Origin of the sequence: Halomonas sp. Mc5H-6 (assembly GCF_024124705.1) — a bacterium.
In the GTDB taxonomy this organism is placed as follows: Bacteria; Pseudomonadota; Gammaproteobacteria; order Pseudomonadales; family Halomonadaceae; genus Vreelandella; species Vreelandella subterranea.
In genome coordinates this window covers 95,207-112,517 of the sequence record NZ_JAMXSI010000006.1, presented here as the reverse complement: position 1 = coordinate 112,517, position 17,311 = coordinate 95,207, and the positions used below count along the sequence as shown (strand labels likewise).

15 protein-coding genes are annotated in these 17,311 nt (G+C 56.6%); all 15 read left to right on the top strand.

Features of this window, described 5'->3' with window-relative positions; genetic code table 11:
• Positions 1–46 precede the first annotated feature (46 nt).
• The 15 genes from NH395_RS10515 to NH395_RS10445 all read left to right on the top strand — a co-directional run bounded on the left by NH395_RS10515 (position 47) and on the right by NH395_RS10445 (position 16,998).
• Positions 47–1,045 carry a TRAP transporter substrate-binding protein gene (locus NH395_RS10515; protein WP_253024584.1) on the top strand — a complete coding sequence of 333 codons (999 nt, stop codon included), beginning with the start codon at positions 47–49 and terminating at the stop codon, positions 1,043–1,045.
• A 59-nt stretch (positions 1,046–1,104) separates the two neighbouring features.
• Positions 1,105–1,668, top strand: a complete 564-nt coding sequence (locus NH395_RS10510; protein WP_253024582.1) for a TRAP transporter small permease — start codon at positions 1,105–1,107, stop codon at positions 1,666–1,668.
• The gene (locus NH395_RS10505) at positions 1,665–2,942 is read left to right on the top strand and encodes a TRAP transporter large permease (RefSeq protein ID WP_253024580.1); all 1,278 of its coding nucleotides are present in this window, start codon (positions 1,665–1,667) and stop codon (positions 2,940–2,942) included. The genes NH395_RS10510 and NH395_RS10505 overlap by 4 nt, the downstream gene beginning before the upstream one ends.
• 49 nt (positions 2,943–2,991) lie before the next feature.
• Positions 2,992–4,452: an aldehyde dehydrogenase family protein gene (locus NH395_RS10500; protein ID WP_253024579.1), complete on the top strand. Its 1,461-nt coding sequence runs from the start codon at positions 2,992–2,994 to the stop codon at positions 4,450–4,452.
• Between the two features lie 30 nt (positions 4,453–4,482).
• Complete coding sequence (locus tag NH395_RS10495) at positions 4,483–5,358, top strand: NAD(P)-dependent oxidoreductase (RefSeq protein ID WP_253024577.1); 876 nt, start codon at positions 4,483–4,485, stop codon at positions 5,356–5,358.
• A 509-nt stretch (positions 5,359–5,867) separates the two neighbouring features.
• Positions 5,868–7,046 (top strand): transporter substrate-binding domain-containing protein, encoded by a 1,179-nt coding sequence (locus NH395_RS10490; protein ID WP_253024575.1) that lies wholly within the window; start codon positions 5,868–5,870, stop codon positions 7,044–7,046.
• Positions 7,043–7,693 (top strand): ANTAR domain-containing protein, encoded by a 651-nt coding sequence (locus tag NH395_RS10485; RefSeq protein WP_253024573.1) that lies wholly within the window; start codon positions 7,043–7,045, stop codon positions 7,691–7,693. The genes NH395_RS10490 and NH395_RS10485 overlap by 4 nt, the downstream gene beginning before the upstream one ends.
• Positions 7,694–7,843: 150 nt before the next feature.
• Positions 7,844–9,079: an urea ABC transporter substrate-binding protein gene (locus NH395_RS10480; protein WP_253024571.1), complete on the top strand. Its 1,236-nt coding sequence runs from the start codon at positions 7,844–7,846 to the stop codon at positions 9,077–9,079.
• Between the two features lie 104 nt (positions 9,080–9,183).
• Positions 9,184–10,056: a branched-chain amino acid ABC transporter permease gene (locus NH395_RS10475; RefSeq protein WP_085917740.1), complete on the top strand. Its 873-nt coding sequence runs from the start codon at positions 9,184–9,186 to the stop codon at positions 10,054–10,056.
• Positions 10,057–11,160: a hypothetical protein gene (locus NH395_RS10470; RefSeq protein WP_253024569.1), complete on the top strand. Its 1,104-nt coding sequence runs from the start codon at positions 10,057–10,059 to the stop codon at positions 11,158–11,160.
• On the top strand, positions 11,157–11,879 hold the full coding sequence (locus NH395_RS10465) for an ABC transporter ATP-binding protein (RefSeq protein ID WP_253024567.1): 723 nt from the start codon (positions 11,157–11,159) through the stop codon (positions 11,877–11,879). Before NH395_RS10470 ends, NH395_RS10465 begins: the two co-directional genes overlap by 4 nt.
• The gene (urtE, locus tag NH395_RS10460) at positions 11,866–12,585 is read left to right on the top strand and encodes an urea ABC transporter ATP-binding subunit UrtE (protein ID WP_253024565.1); all 720 of its coding nucleotides are present in this window, start codon (positions 11,866–11,868) and stop codon (positions 12,583–12,585) included. The genes NH395_RS10465 and urtE overlap by 14 nt, the downstream gene beginning before the upstream one ends.
• Positions 12,586–12,713: 128 nt before the next feature.
• Positions 12,714–13,712: an acetamidase/formamidase family protein gene (locus tag NH395_RS10455; protein WP_253024563.1), complete on the top strand. Its 999-nt coding sequence runs from the start codon at positions 12,714–12,716 to the stop codon at positions 13,710–13,712.
• Between the two features lie 17 nt (positions 13,713–13,729).
• Positions 13,730–15,427, top strand: a complete 1,698-nt coding sequence (locus NH395_RS10450) for a nitrilase-related carbon-nitrogen hydrolase (protein ID WP_253024551.1) — start codon at positions 13,730–13,732, stop codon at positions 15,425–15,427.
• A 59-nt stretch (positions 15,428–15,486) separates the two neighbouring features.
• The gene (locus NH395_RS10445; RefSeq protein WP_253024549.1) at positions 15,487–16,998 is read left to right on the top strand and encodes an amidase; all 1,512 of its coding nucleotides are present in this window, start codon (positions 15,487–15,489) and stop codon (positions 16,996–16,998) included.
• Positions 16,999–17,311: the final 313 nt, after the last annotated feature.

Genomic DNA, 17,311 nt, shown 5'->3' with positions numbered 1-17,311 from the left:
TTTGCCCAAAAAACCCACCCTCACAACAACAAAAGAGGGAATCAAGATGACTAAAAACTTTGCTCGTCACTCACTCGTGGCCGCTATCGCTGCCATTGCTACCACTGGCGTTGCCCTACAGGCTCATGCGGCAACGGAAGTCAATCTGGGGCATACCCTGTCTTCCTCGTCGCATTACTCGGTAGGTGCAGACGCCTTCAAGGAGACGCTGGAGGAGCTATCCGACGGGGCCTATACCGTTAACGAACATCCGTCGGGATCCCTGGGCGGTGAGAGGGAAATGATCGAAGGCCTACAAATCGGCACGGTCGATTTTGTGATCACGTCAACGGGGCCGTTAGGTAACTTCGTGCCGGAAACCTACGTGCTTGATTTGCCATTTCTATTTGAAGATTACGAAGAAGCGCGCTGCGTACTGGACAGTGAGCTGGGTGATGAGCTCCTCGCCAAAATGAGTGATCACGACCTGGTTGGCCTGGCTTGGTCGGAAAATGGCTTCCGCCATATGACCAACAGCCAGCGTGAGATCGCAACGCCAGAGGACGCAGAAGGTTTGCGCGTTCGCACAATGGAAAATTCGGTGCACCAGGAAGCGTTTCGTCAAATGGGCGCACGGCCGACACCCATGGCATTCCCTGAGCTTTTCACGGCACTTCAGCAAGGTACCGTGGACGGTCAGGAAAACCCGATCACCGTAATTGTGGCCACCAACTTCTGGGAAGTGCAGGACTACCTTTCACTGACCGGGCACGTCTATTCACCGGCTGTCGTGCTTGGTTCGCCCATTTTCATGGATGGTTTAAGCGAGGAGGAGCGAGGCTGGTTCGAGCAGGCAGCGCAAGCCTCGGCTGAAGCAACGCGTGCAGAAGTTTCCCGCCTGGAGCGTGAAGGTGTGGAGCTGCTCCAAGAGAAAGGCATGACGGTCAAAACGGATATTGACGTTGCGCCTTTCCAGGAAGCGGTAAAGCCAGCTTACGAGATATTTACCTCGGAGTACGGCAACGAAATGCTTGAGCGCGTTCAGGAAAAAGCCAGCAACTGCTGAGGACTTCCTCCACTTCGGCCTCCAGTCTTCTGGAGGCCGTTTCTGCACGGTGACCATCTATGCTAGCGGTATTTCTTCGTCTGGAAAGCCATTTAACACGCTTAGCCCTGCTCATTGCAGTGGTGATGCTAGCCATATCAGTGACGCTAAGTTTTTACCAAGTCCTCACTCGCTTTATTTTTAATGCGCCTTCTACCTGGTCTGAAGTTGCCTCGCGTACGGCAATGATCTGGTGTGTGTTCATGGCCGCGGCGGCGACCTTTCGTGGTGGTTACATGATGGCGGTGGAGGTCATTTATAAACTCGTACCGCCGCGTTTTATGAAGCTGTTGGAAGTCGTCATTGTGGTGTGTTGCCTCTTGGTGCTTGGCGTGCTGATTCATTACGGAATTCAGATGACGCTGCGTGTAAGCAGCCAGACCATGTCCGGCATGAATATATCGATGTCATGGGCGTATGCGGCGATCCCCGTGGGGTCATGTTTTGCGATCGTTGCCGCCGTTGCAAGGTTGTTGGCGCAGTTGAGTGATCGAGAAAAGGTGGGACCGGAAAATAGCGAGACGCTACCGGAGGCAGAACTGCCCCAAGAGGGTGACTTGCCCAAAGGAGGATCGCAGCCATGAACATGGTGATTGGTCTGTCCTTGATTATCCTGTTTACGGTCGGTGTGCCGATTGCCATTTCAATCCTGCTGGCATCGATTATCGGCATTGAATTCTTCACGCGTCTGCCATTGCTGCTGGTCCCGCAGCAGATGTTTATTGGCATTGATAAATTTCCATTAATGGCCATCCCCTTCTTTATTCTCGCCGGTAACTTGATGGCGGCAGGGGGGATATCCCAGCGCCTGGTGGATTTGGCAAAGTCTATCGTGGGTCGCGTCCAGGGCGGACTGGCGATGTCCTGTGTGCTGACATGCATGATGTTTGCAGCCGTCTCAGGGTCAAGTGTGGCCACAACCTTTGCGATTGGTGCCATCTTGATTCCCGCCATGGTGAAACATGGCTACCCCAGACCGTTGGCGGCTTCCATTCAGGCGACATCGGCAGAGCTGGGTGTGCTTATTCCGCCCTCCATTCCGTTGATTTTGTATGGTGTGAGTACCGATACGTCTATTGGGCAGCTGTTTCTTGCAGGCGTGGGACCGGGCATATTGATCGGTAGCGCGCTGATCATCTTCCTTTATCTGTTCTGTAAGGTGCGGGGCTTTGGCAAAGAAGACTATAAAGACAGCACCGGCTTTATGGTCTCGGTCAAGCGTGCGTGGGTGGCAATGCTCATGCCGGTGGTCGTCATCGGGGGGATTTACGGTGGTATTTTCACCCCAACCGAAGCATCGGCCGTGGCCGTATTCTTTGCCCTCATCGTGGGTGGTTTTTACTACCGTGAATTGAAAATAGACGATGTGTGGCCGATTTTTCGCCAAAGCGTGATTTCTACCGCCGCCGTCATGCTGATTATTGCGGCGGCCTCACTGTTTAGTTTTCTTCTCAGCCGCACGGGACTCCCTGCGCAAATCGCTACCCTGGTTACCAATACGATCAGTGACCCCATGATGTTCCTGTTGGTGGTCAATGGGTTGCTCTTAGTCGTCGGTATGTTTATTGAAACGTCCGCCGCCATTCTGGTGCTGGCCCCCATTTTGACCCCGATCGCGATGCAGTTCGGGATTCATCCCGTGCATTTCGGTCTTGTGATGGTGGTTAACCTGGCCCTTGGGATGATTACACCGCCCTTGGGCGTGAACCTATTCGCGGCTTGTGCGGTGGCCAAGATATCGATCGATCAGATGCTGCCCTGGTTGATTCGCTTTGTACTGGTGATATTGGCGTGTTTGATGGCGATTACCTATATGCCGTGGATTTCACTTGGGTTGGTGGATTTTCTTTATGGTTAGGTGAGCGGCTTTGAAGCGCATCGAACAAGGACAATAACAGGAGTATTTCATGTTGAAGACGACGTATTTACCGCCCCAACAGGCCCTCATTGGTGGTGATTGGGTGAATTCTGCCACCACGCTGGAGGTAGAAGCACCTGCCACGGGCGAACCCCTGGCACGTATTGCGCGCTGCCAATCCGACCATATAGACGCCGCGGTAAAGGCAGCGAAGCAAGCTTTTTCCGGCCAGTCGGGTGAATGGGCCAGTTGGTCTGCCCGCAGGCGCAGTGAATGGTTACTTCGTTTTGCCGATACTATCGAAGCACATCAGGAACAGCTGGCGCGGCTTGAGTGTGCCGACACCGGCAAGCCCATGACCCAGGCGAAGGGCGATATAGCGGCCTGTGCCCGCTATTTTCGCTTTTACGGTGGTGCGGCTGACAAGCTCCATGGTGAAACCATTCCTTTTGAAACCGATTTTGCCGTGATGACGCTGCGCGAACCTTACGGTGTATGTGCGCAGATTATTCCCTGGAACTACCCGTCACAGATTTTTGGGCGCTGTGTGGCTGCGGCGTTGGCGGCAGGCAACACGGTGGTGCTCAAACCGGCGGAAGACGCCTGTTTGAGCGTTTTATGCTTGGCGGAACTGGCCGTGAACCATGGCTTGCCCGCCGGTGCGCTTAATGTGGTGCCAGGGCTTGGCTCTGAGGCAGGTGCGGCGTTGGCGTCACACCCTGGTATCGATCATCTCTCTTTTACGGGCTCGCCTGAAACGGGCACTTACGTCGCCCAAGCGGCCGCGCAGCATCACGTTCCGGTCACATTGGAATTAGGCGGCAAATCACCCCAATTGGTGTTCGCGGATGCGGATCTCGACGCTGCGCTTCCCGCCGTCATAAAAGGGATTATTCAAAATGCTGGGCAGACGTGTTCAGCAGGCAGCCGCCTATTGGTTCAGCGCGAAATCGCCGATAGTGTCGTCGCGCAACTTTGTGAGCGTTTCGCGGCCCTGCGCTGTGATGCAGGTGAGGCGGATGCCGACTGTGGCCCGCTGATCAATGCGCGTCAGAAAGCCAAGTTGGACGCGCGTCTGGCTGCCGCCGAAGCGGATGGTATCCGGGTGGTGGCAAAGGGTCAGCTAGCGCCCAATGCACCCACTGGCGGTCATTTCGCAGTTCCTCAGCTGCTTACGGACATTCCCAAAGGGCATGCAGTGCTGCACGAGGAGTTGTTCGGCCCCGTGCTGGTAGTGCAGGTGTTTGAAGATGAAGCAGAAGCCCTCGAATTGGCCAACGCCACGGATTTTGGCCTTTGCGCTGGGATATGGACGCGTGATGGTGGCCGCCAGCTACGCTTGGCAAAAGGCATTCGCAGCGGCCAGGTGTTCGTCAATAACTACGGTGCAGCCGGTGGCATAGAACTGCCGTTCGGCGGCGTTGGCCGCTCTGGCCATGGCCGGGAAAAGGGCTTTGAAGGCTTGCGCAGCTATACTCGGATCAAGACCGTCGCGATCAAGCACAACTAGGATGTCAGCAATATAAAGGGAGCGATAACAATGACAACATCTCGACAGGTAGGCATTGTCGGTGTGGGCCTGATGGGCCATGGTATTGCCAATAGCCTGCTGCGTGCAGGCCATGAGGTCAGCTTTCTTGAACATCCAGGCAATCAGCCTGTGGATGATCTCATGGCCGCCGGCGCCACCCCGCTGAGGTCGGGCCGGGAAGTGGCGCAGAAGGCAGAGGTGGTGATTTTATGCGTCACCGGATCGCCGCAAGTAGAAGCGGTGCTCTTTGAGCCCAACGGCGTGCTGGAAGGCTTAAAGGCCGGTAGTGTCGTCGTCGACTGTTCTACCGCACTACCCAGTTCGACGGAAACAGTGGCGGCCAGGGTGGTGGCGGCAGGTGGCCGGTTTATGGATGCGGCGATGACGCGTACCCCTAAAGAAGCGGAAGAGGGGCGGCTTAATCTGATTGTCGGCGCCCCGACGGCGTTATTCGATGAAACCCTGCCACTACTGCAAGGGTTTGCCGAAAACATTGCCCATGCTGGGGACGTGGGCGCCGGGCATACGCTAAAGCTACTGCATAACTTTGTGTCGTTGGGCTTTTCGGCGGTGCTTGCCGAGGCCACGGCTGCTTCTCGCAAGGCGGGTATCAGCGATAGCGCACTATTGGAAGTGCTGGGAGCGGGTGGTGGAGGTGGCGTTGTACTTGAGCGACTGCGTCCTTATATCGTTGACCATGACCCCTCTGGTTTCAAGTTCACCGTTGCCAATGCCACTAAAGACCTCGGTTACTATCACGCCATGACCAACGAATTGGGGGTGGAGCGTGGCGTCGCCGAGGCTGTTCATGCCCTTTATACGTCTATCGACGACACAACAGCAGCCGTGCCGGAGGTGATAGGCGTTCTGGAGAAGCGAACTTAGCGGTCGGTGCCGAGTAAACGGAAAGTTCCTCATCCGCTGGCACATGCTTTAGTGGTGCCTCCCAGCTCCTGTAGAAGCCCGGCGATGTCGGGCGATAAGGCCTTCTACAGGCGATAGCCTTCAGTGGCAGGATCATTGCTGATCGCGCAATGAATTGCGCTCTTAAAGAACTGATTGCACCTGTTCGGGGCGTAGAGACTTTCTTTTGAGTCAAAAAAGCGCATCGTTTTTTGGTGAAGCATGTGGAAAAGACGGTATGGCAGGCGTTGATAAGTTGGCACGCTTGTTGCTTTAGCTGAGTAGTAAGATGTTTAGGATGTGATCTTCGACTTTAAAAAATATTGTCAGCGGGTTGACAAAGTCGATAAAGGGTCACAATCTAAATTCTGTAATAGACATATTGTGCGTCGGCATATGCCGAAAGAGCACAGAGCAATAGGGCTCCCATCGTTACCGTCAGGTAGCGTTGTGAGCCCTTTTTTTATGTCCGCAAACAGGAAGGTCGTTCAATGAACAGTCGTATTCCGGTTGGCATACTCTTTTCCACCCAGGGCCCTTACGCCACCGTTGGCCGCTCAATGCGAGATGGGGCGATGCTGGCGTTGGAAGAGGTCAACCAGGGCAAACGCTTCCCCTTTGAACTTGTACCTATCGAATGCGAGCCAGCCGGTGACAACGCTGCTTACAGCACCCACGTGCGGCGTTTGCTGCGCCATGAGGGCGTGAAGCATGTGATTGGTTGCTATACGTCTTCCAGTCGCAAAGAGGTCATCCCGATTTTCGAAAAATACGATGGCTTGCTGTGGTATCCGTCTCACTACGAAGGTTTTGAGACCAATAATAATGTTATCTATACCGGCGCCGTTCAGAACCAGCATGTGCTGCCGCTGATGGACCATGTGCTCACCCATATCACCCGCGATGTCTATTTTGTGGGCTCCAACTACGTGTGGGCCTGGGAAAACGGCCGCATCATCCGCGAACTGACCAAGGCGCATGGCGGCAAGATGATTGCCGAGCGCTACCTGCAGGTCGGCGATCTGGATGTGGCTCGTATCATCGAGGAGGTTCACGAAAAACGTCCCGCCTTCATCATGAACATGCTGATTGGTGAGTCCAGTTATGCCTTCTACCGCGCGTTTGCCAAGGCGCGGGGTGAAAACACAGCGCTACAAAAGACCGTGGTTGGCAGCTGTACGCTCTGCGAGCCGGAGCTTGCCCAGATTGGTCCGCAGGCATGTGCTGGGCATCTCGCATCGAGTGTGTACTTCTCGACGATCGACACGCCGGTTAACGAGCAGTTCGTCGCCAGTTATCGCCAACGTTACGGCCATGATGCCCTGCCGAGTGCCGACGCAGAGGCTTCCTACAACACCGTGCATCTACTCGCACTTGCTTTGGCTGGCGCTGATTCCGTGGATATTGACCGGGTGAAAAAAGCCTTGCATGGAGCATCGTTCCAGGCCCCTCAGGGAAGGGTGCATGTCGATCCTGAAAGTAATCACAGTTACTTGACTGTTCGGCTGGGGATATCCCGCGAAGACGCAACGTTTGAGGTGATTTCAGAAGCAAGCGCACCTGTTCGTCCGGATCCTTATCTTGTCTGGGCGGAAGCATGTGGATCAGGGCCAGCACAGCCGGAAACGCCCATTGCCCAGAACAACATTGGTTTGAGGATCGTGCGATGACGGTTACCACACGACGCAACTTCAGAGGGCATCGGGCATTAATTGTGTGTGCCGCTGAAAAGGATCGAGCGGTGCTGACTCAGTTCCTTGTGGAGCTGGGTGTCACCCCGGTCGTTCATGAAAGTCACGATGAGGCGGAGGCCGACAAGCCGTTTGACCTTGTGTTCTTTGACGATGACCTGGGCCGCCAATTCGGCAGCATCACGCGCATGATCGATAGTGTCCAGGGGCCGGCGGTTGCCCTGATCGGTTCGGATGCGCCCAGTTCAGTCAATTGGTTTATCGAGCGTCGCGTGTGCGGCTATTTGACCAAGCCGTTACGCAAGGCCGGTATTCTGGCCAGTCTCATCATCGCTTACCAAACCTATAACGAGTCCTGTCAGACCGAGCAAAAACTCCAGCGTCTGGAACAGCAGGTTCGTGCCCGCCAGGTCGTCTGCACGGCGGCGATCAAGCTCATCGAGGATATCGGAATTTCGGTCAATGACGCCTTTGCTCTGTTGCGGTCGGCGAGCATGAACCGACGGCTATCCCTTGAGGATTTGGCGGCAATGATCGTCTCGGGTGAGATTGCGGTGGCGGCCCTCAAAGAGGAGATCGACGCGGTCCATCGACTTCGGGAGACCCGGTTGAACGGTTATTTATAGCGGACTGATTGAGATCGGTCGAAGCGGAATATATCGGTCAGGCTTCAAGAGCAAAAGATCGCTTCTCATTTTAGGCAGAGGCGATTAGGGAGCTGTTTTGCTGCAGGACGGCGAGGAAGGAAAAAGTAAAACTACATCAGGGGTATACAAATGAAATACTCAACAATTCAGAAAACGGCCACCTTGACGACGTTGTTGGCGGGCACTTTCGTGACCCAGGTGTCAGCGGATGATCCTATCCAGATTGGTGTGCTTGAGGACCAGTCAGGCAACTTTGCCGCGGTGACGCAGGCCAAGGTGCGTGCCATTGAGTTGGCGGCCGAGGAAATCAACGATGCGGGCGGTATTGCGGGTCGTGAGGTCGAGCTGGTCGTTTACGATACGCAGTCGGATGACCGTCGTTACCAGGAGTTGATGCGCCGGGTCCTGCAGCGTGATCAGGTGGACACCGTTTTCGCTGGGTTTGCATCGTCATCACGGGAAGCGTACCGACCCATCGTCAACCAGTTCGACGGCTTGGCATTCTATAACAACCAGTATGAAGGCGGTGTGTGCGACGCCAACATGATCGTGACCGGCGCGGTTCCCGAGCAGCAGTTTTCGACGCTGATTCCCTGGATGATGGAAGAGTATGGTCCGAATGTCTATACGATTGCCGCGGACTATAACTTTGGTCAGATCTCGGCGGAGTGGGTGCGCCAGATCGTAGAGGAGGAAGGTGGTGAAATCGTGGGCGAGGAGTTCATCCCTCTGGACGTTTCCCAGTTCTCGCAGACCATCCAAAATATCCAGGCTGAAGCCCCGGACTTTGTCGTTACTCTGCTGGTCGGTTCCAATCAGGCGTCCTACTACGAGCAAGCGGGGTCTGCAGACCTTGGGATCCCCATGGCTTCATCGGTGAACGTTGGGCAGGGCTACGAGCATAAGCGGTTTGCGCCACCAAGCCTTGCAAACATGTTCGTGACAACGAACTTCATCGAAGAAGTGGATACCCCTGAGGCGAATGCGTTTGTTGAGAAATTCTATGAGCGCTTTCCCGATACGCCCTATGTGAATCAGGAAGCCGCCAATTCGTATATCGCCATGTATCTGTACAAGCAGATGGTCGAGCGTGCCGATGGGTCGACCGACAAGGAAGACCTTCGCGCCGTCATCGCCGAGGGTGATGTCTGCTTTGATGGCCCTTCTGGCACGGTGTGTCTCGATCCACAAAGCCAGCATATGTCTCACAATATCTTCCTGGCGAAAGTGGATGAGAACCACGAGATCTCTTTCCCTGAAACCTGGGAAAATATCGAGCCGTACTGGCTGGGTGACAATGGTTGCGACCTGACCCAGGACGACCCGAGTGCCCAGTACACCCCCTCTAGCCCTCCCAACGAGTAAATATCACGCATCGTCCTGGCAGGGTGGTGAACGTCACCCTGCCTGGCTTGTGAGTTTGCATTAAGCGGGAAACCTCGCGGGCATTTCCTGCCCAGGAGCTGGATATGGAATACCTACATTTAGCGTTCACAGCGTTCTATCAGTTTGGGGATGCGTTTGCTTTTCTGGTGCTATCCGCCATGGGGCTTGCGGTGATCTTCGGGATGATGGGCATTATCAACCTGGCTCATGGTGAATTCATCATGTGCGGCGCCTACGTCACGGTGGTAACGGCACGCCTGGGGGTGCCACTGCCCATCGCGATGCTGTGTGGCAGTCTGGCCGCCGGGATACTTGGTATTGTGCTAGAGCGCACGATCATCCATCGCCTCTACCACCGGCCGCTGGACTCTATTGTGGCCACCTGGGGGATCAGCCTGATTCTTACCCAGGGCACGCTGATCCTGCTTGGCTCCAGCATGTCAGGCATCAGTACGCCGCTTGGCAGCTTTTCGGTGGGCGATTACACATACTCTACCTATCGGATGGTGCTGCTTGGGGTCGCCGTGCTTCTTCTCGTTGGCCTGTATGTGCTGTTTCACCATACGACGTTCGGCATCCACTCGCGCGCCACCATTCAAGCACCGCACATGGCGAAAGCGGCGGGTATCGACACCGGACGTATGTACTCCCTTACCTTTGGCCTCGGGGCGGCCTTGGCCGGGTTGGCCGGTGCGCTTTATGCACCGACGATTTCCATCGTGCCGACGCTGGGTGCCAATTTCCTGGTCGAGAGCTTCGTGACGGTGGTTGTCGGTGGCGCGGATGTGTTCCTGGGTACCGCTCCAGCGGCGGCCACACTCGCGGTTATCAAAGCCTTTCTGACCGGTTGGCAAGGGCAGCTAATAGGCCAGGTGGGGCTATTAATAACCGTCATGGTGGTTATCCGCATTCTCCCACAAGGCCTGTCTGGCTGGTTACTCAAGGGGCGTACATAAATGGGTATGTTGCAGCGAGAAGGATCGGTGACGACACCTTCGTCGTCTCGAGTGCCCAACTGGATGCGACTCGTTAACGGTCCGCAAACACTGGGTCGCGGCCCGCTGTTTTGGGTTGGCTTTGCCTTGGCCATTGGGGCCGCCATCGTTTACCCCGCCTTTGCGGATGCCTGGAGCGTCGGTAATACGGCCTACTTCTTTTGCTGGGTATTCATGGCGCTTGGGCTGTCGTTGATCTGGGGCTACACGGGGTCGCTCAGCTTTGGTCAGACCGCCTTCTTCGGGCTTGCCGGATACACGTACGGTGTCGTCACGATTAACTTTGGCGCGGCTTACGGTATGACCCTCGTCGGCGCGTTGATTGGGGTTGGGGTGTCGTGCCTGGGGGCGGCGCTACTTGGTTACATTCTTTTCTACGGGCGAATCAGCGGCGTATTCCTGGGTATCGTCACGCTGTCGACCACGCTGGTGTTTGCCACCTTTATGGCACAGACCGCTGGCTCGCAGTGGGCGATCGGCAATGCGCGGCTGGGGGGCGACAATGGCATGACCGGTATGCCGCCGTTGACCATTCCCTGGGCGGGGGGCGATATCGCGCTGTATTCGGGCGTGCCGCTTTATTACCTGCTTCTGGCCCTGCTGGTGCTTTGCTACCTGGGGTTGCGGGTGCTGGTCAATTCGCGATTCGGCAATGTGCTGGTGGCGATTCGTGAGAATCCGCATCGTGCTGAAATGCTGGGCTACGACATACGCCGTTATCAGTTGATCGCCTTTGTTATTGGCAGCGGGATGGCGGGTCTATCCGGCGTGCTCTATACCGCCTGGGGGCAGTACATCAGCCCCTCCAACATGGATTTGGCGGCTGCTGCCTTGCCCATTATCTGGGTGGCAGTGGGTGGTCGCAAAGACCTTACCGCGACGCTGGTAGGCACCTTGGTGGTGTTGGGCATCTTCCAGAATCTGACGATCTACGGCAGCTACTACGCCTTCGTCATCATGGGACTGCTATTGGTCGTCATCGTGGTCTATTTGCCGGAAGGGTTGATCCCGGGTTTGGTCAGGCTATTTGGCCGCCTACGTAAGCGTAAGGAGGGAATGTCGTGACCCTACTGCGAACCGAACATTTATATAAACATTTCGACGGCGTGAAAGTTGCCCAGGATGTGAACTTCTCGATGGAGACCGGTGAAATCCGCTGTTTGATTGGCCCCAATGGTGCGGGGAAGAGCACGTTTTTCAAGCTTGTGCTTGGTGAGCACCAACCCAGCGCCGGGAAAATCTACTTCTCGGATAAGGAAATCACCAAGCTGCGTTCCTTTGAGCGTGTGAAACAGGGTATTGCCGTCAAATTTCAGGTGCCGGGTATCTTCGCTGAGCTGTCCGTTTGGCAAAACATGCAGATCGCGGTTCAGAACCATCTGCATGGCGATTCAATGACGGCGGCGATTGACAAAGCCCTGGCTTTCGTAAGGCTCACCGATAAGGCAGGCGAGCTTGCGGGTGAGCTCTCCCACGGCGAGCAGCAGTGGCTTGAGATTGGCATGGCGGTGAGCACTGAGCCGCGCTTGCTGCTGCTCGACGAGCCAACGGCGGGCATGACGCCGGAAGAAACCGCGCGTACGGGCGAGATGATCCAGGCGCTCAATCGCGAGGGCATGTCCGTGTTGGCGGTCGAGCACGATATGGAGTTCGTCCGCCAGATTGCCCACAAGGTCACCGTGCTGAACTTCGGTGAGATCTTTGCGGAAGGCACGATCAACGAGATCGAGGCGAACGAAGAGGTCGCACGTATTTATCTGGGGACAGCCGATGACGACGAATAGTAAACATCTGTTGAGCGTGGAGGGCGTCACGTCCGGCTACGGGACCACCTCTGTTCTGCAGGAAGTCAGCCTCAGTGTTGGTCGCGGCGAGGTAGTGGCCGTCATTGGTCGCAATGGGGTCGGCAAGACGACGCTCATGAAGACGCTGATCGGGCTTCTCAGGCATCGCCAAGGCGCTATCCGCTTCGATGGCAAGGATATCAGTGCGCTCGAATCCCACGAACGCGCGCGCTTGGGCATTGGCTATATACCGCAGGGCCGCGAGGTCTTCTCGCGCATGACCGTCTGGGAAAACCTCAAGGTCGGCGAGATGCTCCAGCAGCCCGGCGAGGGCGTCGACTATGAGCGGGTCTACGAGTTCTTTCCTATCCTGCGCGAGCGGTCGAATCAGCGGGCGGGCACCTTCAGCGGCGGACAGCAGCAACAGCTGGCCATCGGCCGGGCCATGGTGGGCAAGCCGAAGCTGATGCTGCTCGATGAGCCGTCGGAAGGTATCCAGCCGAACATTGTCAAGGACATCTCGCGCAACATCCTCAAGCTCAATCGCGAGCTGGGCGTGACCATTCTCCTCGTCGAGCAGAACCTGGACATGATCATGACCATGGCACAGCGCTGCTACGTCATGGACAAGGGGCAAATCACCCACGAGCTTGCGAAGGTGCAGCTCAGTGACCGTGACGCCATGCGTCGCATTCTGGCGGTGTGAGGGCAGGGCGTGCCCCCAAGGTGGGCATGCAAAGCGTAGGTTCATTTCACCATGACGCAAGCTCCGGCCCCTAGCCGCTGGAGCGATGACTGAAAGCAGCTAAAAAGCACCTAAACAGGAGTAGAACAATGAACTGGTTTGATCATTCCATCATGGCGCGTCGCGCCGTCGCCAGCGGTAAGCCGGGTACTACCCACCAACTAACAGAGGCGGTTCAAGGTCAGTATCACTATACGCTCGGTCCCAACCCCAAGCCCGTGCTGCATATTCAGCCGGGGGATATCGTCAGTGCGGAAACCCATGACGCCTTCGAAGGCAAACTGCGCTCGGAAAGCGACAAGCCCAGCGAGCTGCTTAATCTGCCTTACCTCAATCCGCAGAACGGGCCGATCTACGTAGAGGGGGCTGAGAAGGGAGACTGCCTGGCGGTATATATCCACGACATGAAGCCCCGTGGCCCGCAACCCTGTGGCACAACGGCGCTGATTACCGAATTTGGTGGTCTGGTGGCAACCGGGGACACCGCGCTACTCAACGCACCGTTGCCAGAACGGGTGAAAAAAGTAGAGGTTGACGCTGAAGCCGGCGTGAAGTGGACCGACAAGATTACCCTGCCGTATCAGCCTTTTATCGGCACTATTGGGGTATCGCCTGAGATCGAGTCGATCAGTTCGCTGGTGCCCGACTATTATGGCGGCAACATGGACTTGCCCGATGTGGCGCCGGGGGCGGTGATCTATCTGCCGGTGCACACGAAAGGTGCCTACCTGTATCTGGGGGATTGCCACGCGGCGCAGGGCGACGGTGAATTGTGCGGCGTAGCGATCGAGCATCCTACCGTGACCACCGTACAGGTCGACTTGATTAAAGATTGGACGTTCAAGTGGCCGCGTCTGGAAAACGAGCAGTTTTATATGACCATTGGTTCGGCACGGCCGATGGAAGATGCCTCGCGTATCGCCTACCGAGAGCTGGTTCGCTGGCTGGCAACAGAGTTCGATTTCGATGAGATCGAGGCTTACATGCTGCTTACCCAGGCCGGGCGTGTGCGGTTGGGCAATATGGTCGACCCAAAATATACGCTGGGCGCTTCCATTCTCAAGTCCATCGTTGGACAAGCACGCTAGCGAGCGGGGAGGTAACAATGAAATACCTTGCCGCCACGGTGCAGTTTGAGCCTGAAATGTTTGCCAAAGAGCGCAATATCGATGCGCTGAAGCGGTTGGTGGAAGAGGCGGCTGCGTCGGGAGCGCGGCTGATCATCACGCCGGAAATGGGCCTTACCGGTTACTGCTGGTATGACAGGGAAGAAGTGGCCCCTTATGTAGAACCGGTGCCAGGGCCTTCAACCGAATGCTTCGCCGCTCTGGCGGCCAAGCATGACTGTTATATTGTGATCGGCCTGCCAGAAGTGGAGCCTGCCAACGGGCTTTACTACAACACGGCTGTCTTAGTTGGTCCTGAGGGCTATCTGGGCAAGCACCGTAAAAGTCATCCCTACATTGCCGAGCCTAAATGGGCGGCATCAGGCGATACGGGCCACCAGGTGTTCGAGACGTCGCTTGGGCGTATTGCGCTGCTCATCTGCATGGATATTCATTTTCTCGAAACTGCTCGCCTGGTGGCGTTGCGGGGCGCCGATGTCATCTGCCATCTGAGCAATTGGCTCGCCGAGCGAGCACCGGCACCGTACTGGATCAGTCGTGCCAGGGAAAATGGCTGCTACCTGATCGAGAGTAACCGCTGGGGGCTCGAACGTGGGGTGCAATTCAGCGGCGGTAGCTGCGTAATTGATCCGGATGGCCATGTCCAGGCGAGCCGCGATGACGGCGATGGAATCGTGCTGGGCGAGATTGATACCGACCGCGTTACCGGGCCGTTGGCGGCTGAGCGTCGGCCCGACCTTTATCATGAACTGCTGCATCAAACTTACGCCTGGAACCCGCTGGACTTTTTCAGGCTTTATGGCCACCAGCCTCTACCCAAGGGCAAAGCAAGCCCCATCGCGGTTGCGCAATTTGCGCCCTCGAATCACCTCGACGATAACCTTTCCCAATGTATTTCACTGATCGCCCAGGCTGGGCACGTGGAGCTTGTGGTGTTGCCCGAGCTAGCCCTGACGGGATTGAACGCGGACGCAATCAATCCTATCTCATTGGATCACCCTGTTTTCGGCTTGCTGCGTCGTCTTGCGGAGGAGCGTCAACAGTATTATGTGGTCGGTTTTGCGCAGACGTTGGATGGCAACCTCTACAATGCAGCCGCGGTGGTGGGCGCCCAGGGCGTTATGGCGGTGTATCGCAAGATTCACTTGAATGATGCTGATCGTAAATGGGCGACCCCAGGCGAGCGGTGGGTAAGCTGCGATTTGCCCCTTGGCCGCGTAGGAATGCTGATTGGCCACGATGCCGATTTTCCCGAGGCGGGGCGCATCCTGGCACTGCGGGGGTGTGATGTCATCGCTTGCCCAGCCGCCTTGCCCGGGCCATTTCATAGTACGCATCCCGGCACGGGCATTCGTCAACCGTCACCGATTCCTACCGGCCCGGACGATCACCATTGGCACCATTACCGGGTCCGCGGTGGCGAGAACAACTGCTATTTCGCTTTTGCCAATGTGCACATGCCCGAGGCGGGATTGCCCGGACTGAGTGGTATATTCGGCCCGGATACGTTTCATTTTCCCCGCCAGGAGGCGCTGCTGACCAGCGCCACAGGCTGCGTTCAGCTTGCCATTGACACGAGCAACCTGGAATCGGCTTACCCAAACAGCGCTGTGCGCCGCAAGGACCTGGTGGCGATGCGCCTGCCACACCACTACCTTGAATTACTGGAGAGATAGTGCCCCCCCCTAACTGGATCCCTTTTCAGGCAAGCATCTGCGTACAGGAGTAGTTGACCATGAGTGTGAAGCGACCCGGCATTGATACCTTGGCGGCCATTTCCGATTATTACGGTTTTGACCTTTCCTTTGATGAATTGAGCGAGTTCCAGACCGCCGTTGCGGGATCAATGGCCATTTATGATCGCCTTGATGAATTGGCGGATGAATCACTGCCGGTCAACTATCCGCGGGCAGAATTGGGCTATCGCCCGGTTGGTGACGATAACCCACTCAACGGCTGGGCGTGGAAGTGTTCCGTACCCGGTGCCGAGGAAGGTCCACTCGCGGGTCGAACGGTCGCGCTAAAGGACAATATCGCGCTGGCAGGCATTCCCATGATGAATGGCTCGCCGGTCATGGAAGGTTTTGTGCCCCGGGAAGACGCCACCGTGGTCACCCGGCTGCTCGACGCTGGCGCACATATCATCGGCAAGACGGCCGTACCTGCGTTCTGTTTTGACGGTGGCGGCTGTACCGGCTATCCCGAGCCTCAGCCGGTCAACCCCCACGATCATGACCGGCTGGCCGGGGCTTCCTCCAACGGCAGCGCGGTGGTGGTCACCAACGGTGAAGTGGATATGGCGCTAGGGGGTGACCAGGGTGGCTCCATTCGGCTGCCCGCCTCGTGGAGCGGCTGTTACGGCATTAAAGGCACTCATGGCCTTGTGCCTTACACGGGTATTTTTCCCATTGAACTGACACTCGATCACGTTGGCCCCATGGCGCGCACCGCGGAAGATTGCGCCCGCATGCTGGAAGTGCTGGCAGGTCCGGATGGGTTGGATCCTCGCCAGTACGACGTGCGCACGGCAACCTACACCGAGTCGCTTAGCGAGGACCTTACTGGTTTGCGTATTGGCATCCTGCGCGAAGGATTTGGCATTGCCGGTGTCAGTGAACCCGACGTGGACGCCGCCGTTAAAGAAGCTGTTAGCGTGCTGGAAAAAGTAGGCGCGCGTGCCTCGGAGGTGTCGGTGCCCATGCACAGCGACGGTCTGGCGCTATGGAGCGCGATCGCCTTCGAGGGGGCGACCGAACTAATGGTCAGAGGCGATGGTTACGGCACCAACTGGCGTGGGCATTATAGTACGCAACTGATGGACTTTTACGGGCGGGCTCGCCGCGCCCGCGGCCATGATTTCAGCGATACCGTGAAAATGACGGTACTCGCGGGGCACTACATGTCCGAGCAGTATAACCGCCATTATTACGGTAAGGCACAGAATATCGGTCGGCGGCTAGCTCGCGATTATGACAAGGCCTTGCAGGAATATGACCTGCTGATCATGCCCACCACCGCCATGAAAGCGGTCAGCAGGCCGGCTGATAAGCACCTCACCAGCACACTCGCCGGTGCGCTTGGTAATCTGCACAACACGGCCCCGTTCGACGTTAGCGGGCACCCGGCCATGAGCGTGCCGGTCGGGTTTTCAGACGGCTTGCCGGTGGGCATGCAGCTTGTGGGCAGACGCTGGGATGAAGCGACCGTGCTGAAAGTCGCCCATGCTTATCAGGTCGCTATCGGCTAGCGGTGTACGTCCAGTGTTGGTGGCGTAATAATATGGCCTTGAACCTTCGTTCGTAGAACCTCACAGGAGCCAGACGTGTCGGGCGATGGGGTGGCTACAAGCGATGACTTTCGGCGGAGGGATCACTGCTAATCGCGCAATGAATTGCGCTCCTACGAACCCCACCGGCACATGCTTTAGTGGTGCCTCCCAGCCTCTGTAGAAGCCCGGCGATGTCGGGCAATAAGGCCTTCTACAGGCGATAGCCTTCAGTGGCAGGATCATTGCTGATCGCGCAATGAATTGCGCTCTGACGAAAACCTGTACTCGACAT

Coding starts and splice junctions, on each gene's coding strand:
- NH395_RS10515 (WP_253024584.1), top strand. CDS start 47: ATGACTAAAAACTTTGCTCGTCACTCACTCGTGGCCGCTATCGCTGCC.
- NH395_RS10510 (WP_253024582.1), top strand. CDS start 1,105: ATGCTAGCGGTATTTCTTCGTCTGGAAAGCCATTTAACACGCTTAGCC.
- NH395_RS10505 (WP_253024580.1), top strand. CDS start 1,665: ATGAACATGGTGATTGGTCTGTCCTTGATTATCCTGTTTACGGTCGGT.
- NH395_RS10500 (WP_253024579.1), top strand. CDS start 2,992: ATGTTGAAGACGACGTATTTACCGCCCCAACAGGCCCTCATTGGTGGT.
- NH395_RS10495 (WP_253024577.1), top strand. CDS start 4,483: ATGACAACATCTCGACAGGTAGGCATTGTCGGTGTGGGCCTGATGGGC.
- NH395_RS10490 (WP_253024575.1), top strand. CDS start 5,868: ATGAACAGTCGTATTCCGGTTGGCATACTCTTTTCCACCCAGGGCCCT.
- NH395_RS10485 (WP_253024573.1), top strand. CDS start 7,043: ATGACGGTTACCACACGACGCAACTTCAGAGGGCATCGGGCATTAATT.
- NH395_RS10480 (WP_253024571.1), top strand. CDS start 7,844: ATGAAATACTCAACAATTCAGAAAACGGCCACCTTGACGACGTTGTTG.
- NH395_RS10475 (WP_085917740.1), top strand. CDS start 9,184: ATGGAATACCTACATTTAGCGTTCACAGCGTTCTATCAGTTTGGGGAT.
- NH395_RS10470 (WP_253024569.1), top strand. CDS start 10,057: ATGGGTATGTTGCAGCGAGAAGGATCGGTGACGACACCTTCGTCGTCT.
- urtE (WP_253024565.1), top strand. CDS start 11,866: ATGACGACGAATAGTAAACATCTGTTGAGCGTGGAGGGCGTCACGTCC.
- NH395_RS10455 (WP_253024563.1), top strand. CDS start 12,714: ATGAACTGGTTTGATCATTCCATCATGGCGCGTCGCGCCGTCGCCAGC.
- NH395_RS10450 (WP_253024551.1), top strand. CDS start 13,730: ATGAAATACCTTGCCGCCACGGTGCAGTTTGAGCCTGAAATGTTTGCC.
- NH395_RS10445 (WP_253024549.1), top strand. CDS start 15,487: ATGAGTGTGAAGCGACCCGGCATTGATACCTTGGCGGCCATTTCCGAT.